The following is a 14,977-nucleotide window of genomic DNA, read 5'->3' as shown; positions in this document are numbered from 1 at the left end:
CCCTAACGCAACTAGTAACTCCAAACAAACAGTTCAACAAATAAACATAAAATTATGGCATTAATAGGAAACAAAGAATACTACAAAGGTATTGGAGACATTAAGTTTGAAGGAAAAGAATCAGACAACCCATTAGCATTTAAATACTACAACCCAGACCAAGTGGTTGCTGGTAAAACCATGCGCGAACATTTTAAATTTTCAGTAGCTTACTGGCATACCTTCTGTGGGCAAGGTTCAGATCCCTTCGGTCCTGGAACACAAAGTTTTGAGTGGGATAAACCATCAGATGCTATTCAAGCAGCTAAAGATAAAGCAGATGCAGCATTCGAGTTCATCACAAAAATGGGATTCGGTTACTACTGTTTTCACGATTACGATTTAGTTCGTGAAGGTGCAACATTCGCAGAATCTGAAAGCAGATTAGCAACTATTACCGAGTATTTAAAACAAAAACAAGCAGCTTCGGGCGTAAAATTACTTTGGGGTACAGCAAACTGTTTCTCAAACCCACGTTACATGAATGGTGCTTCAACTAACCCAGATTTTAAGGTTGTTGCTAGAGCAGGCGGACAAGTAAAATTAGCTTTAGATGCAACCATCGCTTTAAACGGAGAAAACTATGTGTTTTGGGGAGGAAGAGAAGGTTATATGACTTTGCTAAATACCGATATGGGTCGTGAGTTAGACCACATGGCACAATTTTTAACCATGGCAAGAGACTATGCTCGAGCTCAAGGTTTTAAAGGTAATTTCTTTATAGAGCCAAAACCAATGGAACCATCTAAACACCAATACGATTTCGATTCGGCTACGGCTATCGGTTTCTTAAAAGAATATGGTTTAGATAAAGATTTCAAAATTAATATTGAAGTAAATCACGCAACCTTGGCACAACACACCTTCCAACACGAAATTGAAGTTGCTGCAAAAGCTGGTATGTTAGGAAGTTTAGATGCAAACCGTGGTGATTATCAAAATGGTTGGGATACAGACCAATTTCCAAATAACATTCAAGAAACTACCGAAGCGATGTTGGTATTCTTAAAAGCTGGTGGCTTACAAGGTGGCGGTGTTAATTTTGATGCAAAAATAAGAAGAAACTCAACCGATTTGGAAGATGTATTTTTAGCACACATTGGTGGTGCAGATACCTTTGCAAGAGCCTTATTGATTGCAGATAAAATCATTACATCATCTCCTTACGAAAAATTAAGAAAAGATCGTTACGCATCATTCGATTCTGGAAAAGGAAAAGATTTTGAAGCAGGTAAATTAAATCTACAAGATTTATATAAAATAGCTCAAGAAAACGGTGAATTGCCATTAATAAGTGGCAAGCAAGAGTTGTTTGAGAATATAATTAATCAATATATCTAATTAAATAAAAGGATATAAAAAGTAAAGGCAGCTAGTTTTAGCTGCCTTTTTATATTTAAAAATGGTTTGAAGATGTGTACATGGCTAAATAAGTACCTACAAAGCCTTTTGCAGTTTTTGTGCTTAAAATAGAGCCATCAATTTGGTTTGCTAACAATATCCAAGATGCTTTTTCAGAAGTTTTATAATATGCGCTATAAAAGCGTTTGTCACCTTTAATTTTTATAAACAAATCAGATGTTTCTATTTCTTTGTTTGCTATTATAGAAGGTTTACTATCGTTTGTGGTTGAATTGGTTAGCTCCACAAAAACTTCAATTTTTCCATGTTTGTTTAAGCGTTTCCCAATGAATATATAGTGACTTTCATTTTGAAAAGCTACTAATCCTGCAGCTTGAAAAGTATCGGTTGGGTTAAAAGTTAACTTAGTTGAAGCTTCAAATTGTAAATGTTGTTGGCGTCTTCCTATAAATGAATAATTGGTTTTTGTGTGAATAGATTCTTTTCTGGGTTGAATATGTAATTTTCCACCGTGCAATTCGTGCCACTTTTCTAAAGGTGTTCTAATAAAATTCCATTTTAAATCAAGTGTATTGCCATTAAAATCATCATGTGTAGTAAAATTACCAGTTGTATATTCATTTAATACTTTTGAAATAGGAAGTTGAGGTTTTTTATGTTCTAATGGTATTGGGTTATTACCACCAACAATAGTTGGCCAGCCATTTTCCCAAGCTACAGGCATTAAAAATGTTTCTCGTCCCGTATTGTATAAATCGTCCCCATAAGGTCTGCAACCTAAAAACACACTCCACCAATCGCCATTTGGTAGTTTTACAAAATCGGCATGACCAGTAGTTGTAACTTCGTTAGTTCTGTTTGATTGTAAATGACGCTGTGTTAAAATAGGGTTGTTTTTATAACTTTCATAAGGACCAAATACGTTTTTACTTCTAAAAACAACTTCAGAATGATTGTAGCCAGTACCACCTTCGGCACAAATTAAATAGTAAAAACCATCTTTTTTAATAATGTGAGGTGCTTCAATCCATACTGGTTTTTTAGCCATATCGGTGCCGCCATTAATTAATAGTTTAGAATCGCCAACTATGGTTTTATTTTCAATATCATATTCAAACATGTAAATAGCTCTATGACCATCATGTACTGTGATATTATTTGGTGGCGGACCATTGTGCGTTATATAAACTTTTCCATCATCATCAAAAAAGATATCTGGATCAATACCGTTTATGTTTGGAATCCAAGTTGGGTCAGACCACGGACCTGAGGGATTTGTAGCGGTTACAATAAAATTTCCACCAGCACTAATATTAGTACAAATTACATAAAATGTACCCTTATGGAATCGAATAGTTGGTGCAAACATGCCTTCAGAAACATTTAAACCACTAAAGTCGGCTTGTTCTTTTCTGTTAATAACATGTCCTAATTGTTTCCAATTCACCAAATCGGTACTTTCAAAAATTGGAATGCCAGGGAAATAGGAAAATGTAGAGGTTATTAAATAAAACTTGCCATTTGCAGCACAAATACTTGGGTCGGGGTAAAAACCAGAAAGGATAGGATTTATAAACGTACTATCTGTTTGAGAAACGGCGTTGAATTGTACATCCATACCTTTGTAGTTAAACCAGTCAAAAGTAGCGTTATTACTTAACGCAATCGGTTGCTTTGTGTTTGAAATTTTTTTACATGAAAATGACAGTAAAACAATTGAAAAACAAATTGAAATTTTAATAATATTGTAATTGAAAGAGAACATCTTAATTTTGGTTTAAATTGGTTTTTAAATATAAAAAATATTATTTGTTTAAAAACTGTATATTTGGTTTTAATTTTTTTATATAGAAGATGAAAGAGCACGTAGAAGTTACTATATATGATATAGCAGAAAAGTTAAATCTAGCAACTTCAACTATTTCTAGAGCTTTAAAAGATCATCATAGTATTAGCAAAAAAACCATTGAAAAAGTAAAAAAAACGGCTAAAGAAATGGGCTATCGTCCAAACAATTTAGCGGCAAGTTTACGAAGTAAAAAAACAAAGACAATAGGTGTTTTGTTACCTACAATTACGCAGCCATTCTTGTCTTCTTTAATTAGTGGTATTGAAATTGCTTCGCAAAAAGCGGGTTATAATGTTATTATTATGCAGTCGCATGACTCTTATGAAGAGGAAGTTAATTTAACACAATCTTTGTACAATAATAGAGTAAGTGGTGTAATATGTTCTTTAGCCATGCAAACTCAAAATACCGATCATTTTCAGGTGTTTATGGATAACAATACACCTTTAGTTTTTGTTGATAGGGTGCCAAAACATTTTAGCACATTTAGAGTGGTTATAGATAATTTTGCAGCAGGGTATAAAGCAACAAACCACTTAATTTCGCAAGGCTGTAAACGAATTGCTCACTTAACTGTTGGCTCTGAGTTTAGTATTTATCATGAGCGAAAAATGGGTTACTTAGCGGCGTTAAAAGATGCTGGACTTACTTTTGAAGATGAATTATTAGTACGACTAAAAGAAGTAACCTATGAAGAGGCTGAAAAAGCGGCAAACAAACTTTTAGATTTAAAAAACCCACCAGATGGCGTATTTACACCAGGTGATATTTTGGGTGTAAGTGTTATACAGTGTGCAAAAAAACGAGGTGTTAAAGTGCCAAATGCATTGGCTGTTATTGGTTTTAATAACGACCCTATTTCAAATATTATTGACCCAAATTTATCTACCATTACGCATCCTGCGGAAAAAATGGGAAAAGCATCAGCTGAAATTATTTTGAAAAGTTTAAAGTCTTCTAAAAAAGATGAGGTTAAAGAAATTACTTTTTTAAATACCGAAGTATTGGTTCGAGAATCTTCCTTGAGATAAATTATTTAACCTTGATAGTAAAATAAATTATTGTTTTTTATTCAATACTAAAGGGTGAAGCTGGCAAACCTTCTTTATTATATAAATTTGGATTATCAGGATTATCTGCCCAAGCATAACGCACATATTTTGGGTTCTCAATGGCTTCTCTCCAAACAATCACCTTGTCGCCTTCAATTTTTGCTTTTGCCCAAACAAAGTTTTTGTCTTCACCAGCAATAGCAAATTCACTTAAAAATTCGCCATCTATAGCAATTAAACCGCTACCAATATGTGAGAATGAAATTATTATTTTATTACCTTCAATTTTATGGTCTTTATATATTGGACCAGAGTAAACAATATCTTCATTATAAGCTAATTTAAGTGCGCCAAGTGCCATACGTTCGCCTACATCTTTTTTGTTTTCTGGATGAATATCATTCCATTCACCTAAATCAATAGTAACTGCCATGGCGGTATTTGGAATAGAAAGAGATTTTAATTGAGATTCTCTTAACTCTGCCCAATTACTTTCTGAAGGTACATAGGATACGTCCATAAAATTTGGAAGTTGTGCATATATAAATGGAGTTTCAGGGTTTTTAAAAACATCTCTCCAGCCTGTAATTAAAGCGTTCATATAATCTTTATACTTTTTTGGTTGCCAAGAATTACTTTCGCCTTGATACCAAATAATTCCTTTTTTAGGATATTGATTGTATGGTGCAACCATAGCATTATGCAAAGCACTTGGTTCGTTTTGTGCATTTATTCGTCGTGGTTTTTCATCTCCACTATTTTTTGTTGATGATGAAAATGGTATAAAAACCGTTCCTACTTTATAGTGCCAATAGCCTTTTAAATCTACAGTGTCTTTTTCGGTTGCTATGTAATATGGTTTATCTGAAACAAAACCGCCTTTTCCAGAGTTATTGGTTACTCTTATAACAAAAACATTTTTGCCTGCTTTTAATAGATTTTTAGGTAAAGGATATCTTCTTTGTGGGTATTGGTAAGTTGTGTTGCCTACTTTAACACCATTAATATAAAGCTCGTCTGCATCAACAATTCTTCCTAAAAAAACTTTGGCTTCTTTGTCAATCATAGATTGCGGAATATCAATTTCTTTTCGAAACCATACAACGCCATCTAAATTTTTAATTCCTTGGTCTTCCCAATACCCAGGAATATTAATTGTTCTCCAGTTTTTTGGGGTAAAATTTGGACTATACCAAGGTGTTTGACCTGATAATCCTTTATCTGAATCTTCATTTTGTGGGTTTAAGTTAACCTTAGCATAATAGTTTTCAGATTTTTTTACAAAAGCTGTGTCTTTGTTTTCTTCAATAGTTTTTAATATGTCTGGAAATTGTTTAAAACCTTCGTAAGGAATCCACGCTTCAATAGGTGTGCCACCAACACTGGCGTTAATTAACCCAATTGGAATATGCTGTTTTTCATATATTTTTTTTGCAAAGAAATATGAAACTACCGAAAAAGGAAGTACGTCATTGCCCACTGCTTTTAGCCATTCGCCACCTGCGATATCCATTTCTGGTCCTGAAAGACTAGTGGCTTTTTCAACTTTAAAATGGCGTATTTCTGGGTAATTGGCTTTTGCAATGTCTTCAGCATACATAATATCATGTCTATACATTTGATGCTCCATATTTGATTGTCCAGAGCAAAGCCAAACATCGCCAATTAAAACATCTTTTATTTCGATATTATTTTTTCCTGCAATTTTAATGCTGTAAGGTCCACCAGCTTTTGTTTTAGGAAGTTCAATGTTCCAATTACCTTCAGTAGAAGCAGTGGTTTTATATGTTTTTCCTTTGAAAGTTAGAGTGATTTTTTCATTAGCACTTGCCCAACCCCAAATAGGAAGCTTAACATCGCGTTGCAATACCATACCATCACTTATTAATTTAGGTAGTTTTATTTGTGCTATTAAGGAATGATACGATAGAAAACTTATGGCAAGAATAACAATTTTGAGTTTATTCATGTCAATAAAATTAATTTACTGTAATTATTAGTTCAGAAGGTTTTGAAGCACCAAGGTCTAAACTTCGTTGCATTGGTGTTGAACCGCCAATATAAATTTTAAATGTGCCCGATTCAATAGTTTTTGAACCGTTATTTAAAACTATTTCAAAGTCTTTTGGACTTAACTCAAATTCCACATTTTTAGATTCACCTGGTTTTAAATGTATTCTTTTGGTGTTTATAAGTTGATAAATAGGGACAATTACAGAAGCAACTTGGTCTGAAATATACATTTGTACAATTTCATCGGATGCTACTTTACCAGTATTCGTTACGGTAACGTTTAATTTTAATTTATCTTTTTTTGTTATGGTTGAAACTGGTGCTTGAATAACGCCATATTTGAAGCTTGTATAACTTAACCCGAAACCAAAAGGGTATAACGGTTCTTTGGTCATGTATTTATAGGTTCTTCCTATCATAGAATAGTTATCAAAAGCTGGTAATTGGTCTAAAGATTTTGGAAAAGTAATAGGTAATCTTCCTGAAGGAGACACATTTCCAAAAAGTATATCGGCAACCGCTGTTCCTCCTTCTTCACCTGGATACCACGCTAATAAAACCGCATCGGCTAGTTCATGAACTTCGGTTAAATTTACAGGACTGCCGCTTGTAATTACTGCTACTATTGGTTTTCTATCGTTAGGATTTTTATCGGCTCGTTCTCTTAAATCTCTTAAGTAATCAATTTGATTTTTCGGTAAATTATAATCAAGTCTATCGCCTGCTGTATCAGAATCTATGGAATCGCCTTCTTCACCTTCCAACTGACTTGAAATTCCTAGAACTACAATGGTAACATCGCTATTGCTAGCATTACCAGTAGCATAATTTATGGGGTTTATAGAAGGTTTATTTAGCATAGCGCCTAATCTGTACTGCAATTGGCTCGTGGGTTTAATAGCCTTACTAATACCTTCTAAAATGCTTACCATATTGGAGTTTACACCATAATAATTACCTAAAAGTATTTCTATGCTAGCAGCATTTGGACCCGTAACAAAGTATTTTGATAAATCGTTTTTTAAAGGTAAAACACCATTATTTTTTAACAATACCATGCTTTTTTGTGCCACTTCTTTTGAAAGTGCTCTGTGTGCTTCACTATTTATTACTTCTGGCGAAATAGTATCATACGGGTTACTTCCTTTTGGGTCAAACAATCCTAATTTAAATCGTGTTTTTAATAAGGTTGCCAATTGTTTATCAATTTCTTTTTCGGTTATCAATCCATTTTTAACAGCATCTATTAAGGCGTTAAATGTGCCACCACAGTTTAAACTTATACCACTTTTCACAGCTAAAGCAGCAGCTTCTTCGTCAGATTTTACTACGCCATGACCACCTTCATTTTGTTGTTTATAAAAATCAACTAAAGCACTACAATCGGTTAATACATGGCCTTTAAATTTCCATTGATTAATTAGAACATCCGAAATTAAATAATTACTTGCGCAACAAGCTTCGCCATTTGTTCTGTTGTAAGCACACATTACGGACTCAACATTAGCATCTACCAACGCTTTAAATGCTGGTAAGTAGGTTTCCCATAAATCTTTTTGGTTTACTTCAGCATTAAATTCATGCCTCACTTTTTCAGGACCGCTGTGTACTGCAAAATGTTTTGCACAAGCAGCTGTTTTTAAATAATTAGGATTGTCACCTTGTAATCCTTTTACAAAAGATACGCCTAAAATAGAAGTTAAATACGGGTCTTCACCGTAAGTTTCTTGTCCGCGTCCCCATCTAGGGTCTCTAAAAATATTAATATTTGGCGTCCAAAAAGTTAAACCATTGTACTGTATTTGATAACCTTTTTTTGCCGTTGCGTTATAAATTGCTCTAGCTTCATCTGAAATTGCTGAAGAAACCTTAAAAGCTAAATCGGCATCAAACGTAGCGCCTAAACCAATAGCTTGCGGAAAAATGGTGGCAGCACAAGAGCGTCCAACACCATGTAAAGCTTCATTCCAATAATCATAAGGAGGAATTTTTAATCGCTTAATACCTGAGGTAGAGTTCATCATTTGGTTCACTTTCTCTTCTAGTGTTAATCTAGAAATCAAATCTTCCACACGGTCATCAATTGAAAGTGATGTATTGTAAAAAGGAAAAGTATCAATTGGTTTGGTTGCTTCGGCTATTGTATTATCTATGTGTTCAGTTTTTTTAGTGTCACAATTAAATATTATTGAGGTTAAAAAAATGATTAACAATGTTTTTAATACTGTGTTTTTCATAATAATTGGTCTGTTGGTTAAGTCGGCTTTTTATGCGCTTATCGTAAAAGTACATAAAAGTTTTTATTTTCAAATGGATTGTATTAATTTTACGCAACCGATTGCAATTTAAAATATTTTTTTTATCTTCACAATAAATTAGGGTGTAGATTATGAAATATCTATTTATTTGATTGAAATTATTAATATATCTAAATTTAGATGAATTTATTAAAAGAATTATGTTGAAAAGAAAGAGTTTGTTGTTATTGTTAATAATTTTTGTTTGCATAAAAGGATTTGCAAATGATGGTTATAAATTATGGCTTCAATATAATTATATAAAGAATGAAACTTTAAGAAACACCTATAAATTACAAATTAAAAATTTAAACCCACTCGGAGATTCTGAAACCATTAAAGTTGCATTAAATGAACTTCAATTGGGTTTGAATGGTATGTTGGGTGAAGCATATGCAACTAATTCCATTACGACAAAAGAATATAATTTAATTTTTGGTTCAAAAACACATCTAGCACAAGATATTTCTATTCAATTAGCTAATGAATTCAATCAAATAAACGATGAAGGCTTTATTATAAAGTCAATATTCTTAAAAGGAAAAAAGCAAATAGTGATTACTGCTAAAACAGATATTGGTGTCTTATACGGGGTATATCATTTTTTAAAATTGCTTCAAACCAATACATCTATTGAAAAATTAACTATTGTTGAATCGCCAAAAATTAAAGTTAGAACCTTAAACCATTGGGATAATTTAGATAGAACCGTAGAAAGAGGTTATTCTGGAGCTTCTATTTGGGATTGGCATCGTTTGCCCGATTATATAGACCAACGTTATATTGATTATGCTAGAGCCAATGCTTCCATAGGAATTAATGGAACGGTTTTGAATAATGTGAATGCAAACGCACTTATTTTAACACCGCCGTACTTAGAAAAAGTAAAAGCTTTATCTGAGGTTTTTAGGCCTTACGGAATAAAAGTATATCTCACGGCTCGATTTTCTGCCCCTATTGAAATTGGTGGTTTAAAAACCGCCGACCCTTATGATGCTGATGTTATAAAATGGTGGCAAGATAAAGCAGCTGAAATTTACAACTTAATTCCAGATTTTGGTGGATTATTAGTTAAAGCCAACTCAGAAGGGCAACCTGGTCCTCAAAATTATGATAGAAACCATGTAGATGGTGCTAATATGTTGGCAAGTGCTTTAGAGTCTTTTGGTGGTATTGTTATGTGGCGTGCTTTTGTATATTCTGAACATGATACAACAGACAGAGCAAAACAAGCTTATTCTGAGTTTGTACCTTACGATGGTCAATTTAAAGACAATGTGCTTGTTCAAGTAAAAAATGGTGCTATCGATTTTCAACCTCGCGAACCTTTTCATCCTATGTTTGGCGCTATGCCTAAAACACCGTTGATGATGGAGTTTCAAATTACACAAGAATATTTGGGGTTTAGCACGCATTCCATATTTCTTCCAAAACTATACGAAGAAACACTAAAAACGGATACGTACAGAAAAGGAAAAGGTTCTATTGTAGCTAAAGATATTGATGGTTCGCTTAATGATAAAACCTTAACAGGAATGGCAGGTGTAAGTAATATTGGTAGCGATATAAACTGGACAGGTAATGTGATGTTGCAAGCCAATTGGTATGGCTTTGGTAGACTTGCTTGGAACCCTTATTTAAGTTCTGAAGACATTGCAGATGAATGGCTTAGAATGACTTTTTCTAATGAAGAAAATTTTGTAAAACCCATAAAGCAAATCATGCTAGCTTCTCGTGAAGCAGTTGTAAATTACATGACACCTTTTGGTTTGCATCATATCATGGATACAGGACATCATTACGGTCCTGGTCCATGGGTTTCAAACTTGTCTCGCCCCGAATGGAATCCTGTGTACTACCACAAAGCAGATAAACAAGGTATTGGTTTTAACAGAACAGCAACTGGAAGTCATGCTACCGAACAGTATGCGCCAGAGGTTGCTAACATGTTCAACAATATTGAAACTTGCCCAGAAAAAGATTTATTATGGTTTCACCATGTACCATGGGATTATAAATTAAAAGACGGAAATACCCTTTGGGATGGTATGGCATTAAAATATCAAGAAGGTGTTAACCAAGTTGAAACTATGGTAAAAACTTGGAATACTATGAAACCTTATGTTGATGCGCAACGATTTAGAGAGATACAAACGTTGTTAAATATTCAATATAAAGAAGCCACATGGTGGCGAGATGCTTGTTTACTATATTTTCAACAATTTTCAGAAAAACCACTACCAAAAGGGGTAGAAAAACCAACTAAAACATTAGAATATTTTCAATCATTAAAGTTTCCTTTTGCACCAGGAAATTAAAAAGCGATGTATTCAAATAATAAAACTAAATGACCGCATTGACTAAAAATAGATTAACTATTAGTATCGCTCTATTCTTATTTATAGGAGTACAAACTGTATATGGAACCATCCAAAAAAAGTACATTACCAATGAAGCATCAAATGAAAATTTTCCAATAGCATCAAAAGGACATGTAGCATCTATTTATGTGAGTGATTCAGATTTTAAAGGCGTGTTACACGTTGTAAATCATCTTCAAAACGACATTTTTAATGTCACATCATTAAAACCAAATGTTATTAATAATAATCCTAGTAGTGATGATTTTGTAATTATAATTGGCACTTTAGGTAAAAGTTCAATAATTAATAAGCTTGTTTTAGAAGGAAAAATTGACGCACTACAACTTCAAGGTAAATGGGAAAAGTTCATGACTCAAGTTATAGATAATCCCTTTGGTGGCACAAAAAAAGCGTTGGTTATTGCTGGTTCAGACAAGCGAGGAACCATTTATGGTATTTACGATTTATCAAAGCAAATGGGCGTATCTCCTTTGTATTTCTGGGCAGATGTTCCTATAAAAAAACAATCGGAATTACACGTATTACCTGGCATTCACACCTTAGGAGAACCAAAAGTAAAATACAGAGGTATTTTTATTAACGATGAAGCACCTGCACTTACCGGTTGGGTGTATGAAAAGTATGGCGATTTTAATGCCGATTTTTACGATAAAGTTTTTGAATTGATACTCAGACTTAAAGGCAATTATTTATGGCCAGCTATGTGGTCTCCAAGAAAATTTAATGTTGACGATCCTCAAAACGCCATTTTAGCAGACGAATACGGTATTATTATGGGTACATCGCACCATGAACCTTTGTCCCGTGCTCATGCCGAATGGAATTCCAAAGTCAATGGAAAATGGGATTTTAATAGCAATGCCGAAGGATTGAAAGAGTTTTGGAAAGGCGGTATAGAACGGATGGGAACTAAAGAAACTCTTGTAACTATTGGAATGCGTGGTGATGGTGATGAAGCCATGAGTGAAGAAACCGCTACAGATTTACTTGAAACAATAGTAAAAGAGCAACGTAAAATTATAGCAGAAGTAACAGGAAAACCTGCCGACCAAACACCCCAAATGTGGGCACTTTATAAAGAAGTACAAGATTATTATGATAAAGGCATGCAAGTACCTGATGATGTTACCTTGCTATTATGCGATGACAACTGGGGAAATATTAGAAAACTACCAAGTTTAGAAGCTAAACCGCGCAAAGGCGGCTATGGCATTTATTATCATTTTGATTATGTTGGTGGTCCAAGAAATTACAAATGGATTAACACCAATCAAATAGAACGCACTTGGGAGCAAATGCATTTAGCATACAAACATGGTGTAGATAGAATTTGGATTGTAAATGTAGGCGATATAAAACCTATGGAATTTCCTCTATCTTTCTTTTTAGACTATGCTTGGAATCCTGAACGATGGGATGCCGATAATTTGCAAAACTATTACACAGAATTTGCAGACTATACTTTTGATGGGCAATTTACCAATGAGATTGCTAACCTACTAAAGGGGTATACCAAATACAATGCAAATCGCACACCAGAGCTTTTAGATGAACACACCTATAATTTAATAAATTATAATGAGGCTGAAACTCATGCTCAAAAATATAATGAGTTAGCAAAACAAGCGGAAGATATTAGTAAAAAATTAAAATCAGAATACCGTGATGCTTTTTATCATTTGGTGATGCATCCTGTTACTGCAAGCGCAAACCTTAACGCGTTATACTTGAATGTCGCAAAGAACAAATTATATGCAGAACAAGGTAGAGCTTTAGCAAATAGTTATGCTGAAAAAGCAAAACAAAACTTTGAAAAGGATACTGAAATAACGAAATATTTTCATACAACCTTAGCTGGTGGCAAATGGAATCACATCATGTCTCAAGTTCATATTGGTTATAAAATTTGGCAAGAACCTAAACAGAATACCATGCCAGAAACCAAAACTATTTCATTAGCAAAAAATGCTGAAGTAGGTATTGCTGTTGAAGGTTCTAAAAATTGGTGGCCAAATGCTTCAGAAGAAGCGGTATTGCCAACCTTCACGTCGTATAATGATAATCAATCTTTTTTCGATATTTTCAATAGAGGTTCAGAACCATTCACTTTCAAAATAAAATCCAAAGCTAAGTGGATAATGTTCTCTAGAACCGAAGGAAGCATTAACCAAGAAGAGCGTATTTCTATAAAAATAGATTGGAAAAAAGCTTTTAAAGGATTTAACAAAACTATGTTTACGGTTGTTGCGAACAAGAAAAAAATTCCTGTTTATATTCAAATAAATAATTTTGATTTGAAAGATGAGAAAGGATTTATAGAAACGGATGGGTTTATTGCTATTGATGCTGTTAATTTTTCAAGCAAAACTGAACCTGAAAACTTCATATGGAGCGTAGTTGAAAATTTAGGTAAAACGGGCGATGCAGTTATTTCGCTTCCTATTGAAAAAGGTAGAATTGCTTTAACCAAAAATTCACCAAAACTATCTTATAACGTCAATTTCCAAACTAAAGGTAAAGTAAAAGTGCATCTTTATTTTGCGCCAACTATAAACTACGCTACCAGAGAAGGCATGTATTTTGGACTATCATTCAACAATGAAAACCCTGTACAAATTAATTATGATGCAGATCCCAATATTTTTAATTACAACGGAAAAGTACCAAGCAAGTGGCATGATAATGTATCAAACCATATAAAAATAATTACTACAGAATTGGATGTGAAAGAAACAGGTAACCACACCTTAAATTATTACAGAGTTGATGAAGGTTTAGTGCTTCAAAAAATAGTAATAGAAACAGAGAATAGTAATTTAAAGCAAGCTTATTTAGAACCAATACAAAGCTATAAAACTAATTAAAAACATGAAAAAAGTTATTGAATTTTTTAGCTTAGTATTACTTGTGTTTACTGTAGGTTGTAGTACATCAAGCGATGATGCCGTAAAAGAAGTGCCCAAACCAGAACCTACTCAAGCTTTAAAAGCAGCCGCTAGTTTTCCTATAGGAAACACGGTTTCTGTAAGCAGTTTAACCTCTAGTAGTTACAACTATTTTAGAACCTTACTAAACAAGGAGTTTAACAGTATTACGGCTGGTAATGACATGAAAATGTATAATTTTTTTGTTGCACCAGATACTTATGATTGGAGTAAGGGCGATGTAATTGTAGCTTATGCTAAAGAAAATAATTTGCGTGTACTTGGACATACACTAATTTGGCATCCTTCTTATGCGATTCCTGACTGGTTAGAAAATTTTGGAGGTACAGATATTGAGTTTGAAGCACAGGTAAAAGGATATATAAAAGCTACGGTTGCTCATTTTGCCAAAGCAACCTTTAGCGATGGAACACCTGTTGTGGCTAGTTGGGATGTGGTTAATGAAGCATTTACCACTGAAGCAGAAGCTGGTCTTTTTCGTACTAGAATGGGCGCAGATTATGTAGCCAAATGTTTTAAATGGGCTAGAGAAGCAGATGCTAAAGTTAAGCTATTTTATAACGATTATAATTTAGGCAGTCAAAATTCAAAAGCAACTCAAGTAGTTAACATGGTAAATGATTTTAAACTAAACTCAATACCAATTGATGGTATAGGTATGCAAATGCATATTGATTATCAATACCCAGATATGTCAACCTTAACATCAAATTTAAACTTAATTAAAAGTACAGGGTTGTTAATACATTTTTCTGAGGTAGATATGACGGTTAATAAAGATAAGTTACTAGCTTCTTTAACGGCAGAGCGTTCTAATGCTCAAAAAGTTAGGTATAAACAAATAGCTGCTTTGTATAAAACATTGCCAAGCAATCAACAATTTGGAATTACGTTTTGGGGCATGAGAGATAGTGATAGTTGGTTGTTAAGTTTTTACAATAACCCAAATGAGTGGCCATTACTTTTCGATTCAAATTACAACCATAAACAAGCTTTTATCGGATTTTTAGAAGGACTAACTAATTAAAATTAAATA

General features: G+C 33.6%; 8 protein-coding genes. 5 read left to right on the top strand and 3 right to left on the bottom strand.

What is annotated here, in order from left to right; genetic code table 11:
* Positions 1-54: 54 nt before the first annotated feature.
* Complete coding sequence (gene xylA, locus ACFQ1R_RS04035) at positions 55-1,380, top strand: xylose isomerase (RefSeq protein WP_379924823.1); 1,326 nt, start codon at positions 55-57, stop codon at positions 1,378-1,380.
* Between the two features lie 55 nt (positions 1,381-1,435).
* On the opposite strand, the gene ACFQ1R_RS04030 is transcribed toward xylA, so the two are convergent.
* Positions 1,436-3,019, bottom strand: a complete 1,584-nt coding sequence (locus ACFQ1R_RS04030; protein ID WP_379924822.1) for a glycoside hydrolase family 43 protein — start codon at positions 3,017-3,019, stop codon at positions 1,436-1,438.
* 236 nt (positions 3,020-3,255) lie between these two features.
* On the opposite strand from ACFQ1R_RS04030, the gene ACFQ1R_RS04025 reads away from it, so the two are divergent.
* Positions 3,256-4,281, top strand: a complete 1,026-nt coding sequence (locus ACFQ1R_RS04025) for a LacI family DNA-binding transcriptional regulator (protein ID WP_379924821.1) — start codon at positions 3,256-3,258, stop codon at positions 4,279-4,281.
* A 37-nt stretch (positions 4,282-4,318) separates the two neighbouring features.
* On the opposite strand, the gene ACFQ1R_RS04020 is transcribed toward ACFQ1R_RS04025, so the two are convergent.
* Both ACFQ1R_RS04020 and ACFQ1R_RS04015 read right to left on the bottom strand, forming a co-directional pair.
* Complete coding sequence (locus ACFQ1R_RS04020; RefSeq protein ID WP_379924820.1) at positions 4,319-6,271, bottom strand: sialate O-acetylesterase; 1,953 nt, start codon at positions 6,269-6,271, stop codon at positions 4,319-4,321.
* Positions 6,272-6,281: 10 nt separating this feature from the next.
* A complete protein-coding gene (locus tag ACFQ1R_RS04015) occupies positions 6,282-8,552 on the bottom strand; it encodes a glycoside hydrolase family 3 C-terminal domain-containing protein (protein WP_379924819.1) in 2,271 nt (756 codons plus the stop codon).
* A gap of 221 nt (positions 8,553-8,773) precedes the next feature.
* On the opposite strand from ACFQ1R_RS04015, the gene ACFQ1R_RS04010 reads away from it, so the two are divergent.
* The 3 genes from ACFQ1R_RS04010 to ACFQ1R_RS04000 are packed head-to-tail and all read left to right on the top strand — an operon-like array spanning position 8,774 to position 14,968.
* Complete coding sequence (locus tag ACFQ1R_RS04010; protein WP_379924818.1) at positions 8,774-10,930, top strand: alpha-glucuronidase family glycosyl hydrolase; 2,157 nt, start codon at positions 8,774-8,776, stop codon at positions 10,928-10,930.
* A 29-nt stretch (positions 10,931-10,959) separates the two neighbouring features.
* The gene (locus ACFQ1R_RS04005; protein ID WP_379924817.1) at positions 10,960-13,860 is read left to right on the top strand and encodes a glycosyl hydrolase 115 family protein; all 2,901 of its coding nucleotides are present in this window, start codon (positions 10,960-10,962) and stop codon (positions 13,858-13,860) included.
* Positions 13,861-13,864: 4 nt separating this feature from the next.
* Positions 13,865-14,968: an endo-1,4-beta-xylanase gene (locus tag ACFQ1R_RS04000; RefSeq protein ID WP_379924816.1), complete on the top strand. Its 1,104-nt coding sequence runs from the start codon at positions 13,865-13,867 to the stop codon at positions 14,966-14,968.
* The last annotated feature ends 9 nt before the right edge of the window (positions 14,969-14,977 follow it).

This window comes from Mariniflexile jejuense (assembly GCF_042675665.1).
Taxonomy (GTDB): Bacteria; Bacteroidota; Bacteroidia; order Flavobacteriales; family Flavobacteriaceae; genus Mariniflexile; species Mariniflexile jejuense.
Note: the sequence above shows the minus strand (reverse complement) of the source record. Positions and strands in the feature narration are given on the sequence as shown.

Coding starts and splice junctions, on each gene's coding strand:
- xylA (WP_379924823.1), top strand. CDS start 55: ATGGCATTAATAGGAAACAAAGAATACTACAAAGGTATTGGAGACATT.
- ACFQ1R_RS04030 (WP_379924822.1), bottom strand. CDS start 3,019: ATGGATGTACAATTCAACGCCGTTTCTCAAACAGATAGTACGTTTATA.
- ACFQ1R_RS04025 (WP_379924821.1), top strand. CDS start 3,256: ATGAAAGAGCACGTAGAAGTTACTATATATGATATAGCAGAAAAGTTA.
- ACFQ1R_RS04020 (WP_379924820.1), bottom strand. CDS start 6,271: ATGAATAAACTCAAAATTGTTATTCTTGCCATAAGTTTTCTATCGTAT.
- ACFQ1R_RS04015 (WP_379924819.1), bottom strand. CDS start 8,552: ATGAAAAACACAGTATTAAAAACATTGTTAATCATTTTTTTAACCTCA.
- ACFQ1R_RS04010 (WP_379924818.1), top strand. CDS start 8,774: ATGTTGAAAAGAAAGAGTTTGTTGTTATTGTTAATAATTTTTGTTTGC.
- ACFQ1R_RS04005 (WP_379924817.1), top strand. CDS start 10,960: ATGACCGCATTGACTAAAAATAGATTAACTATTAGTATCGCTCTATTC.
- ACFQ1R_RS04000 (WP_379924816.1), top strand. CDS start 13,865: ATGAAAAAAGTTATTGAATTTTTTAGCTTAGTATTACTTGTGTTTACT.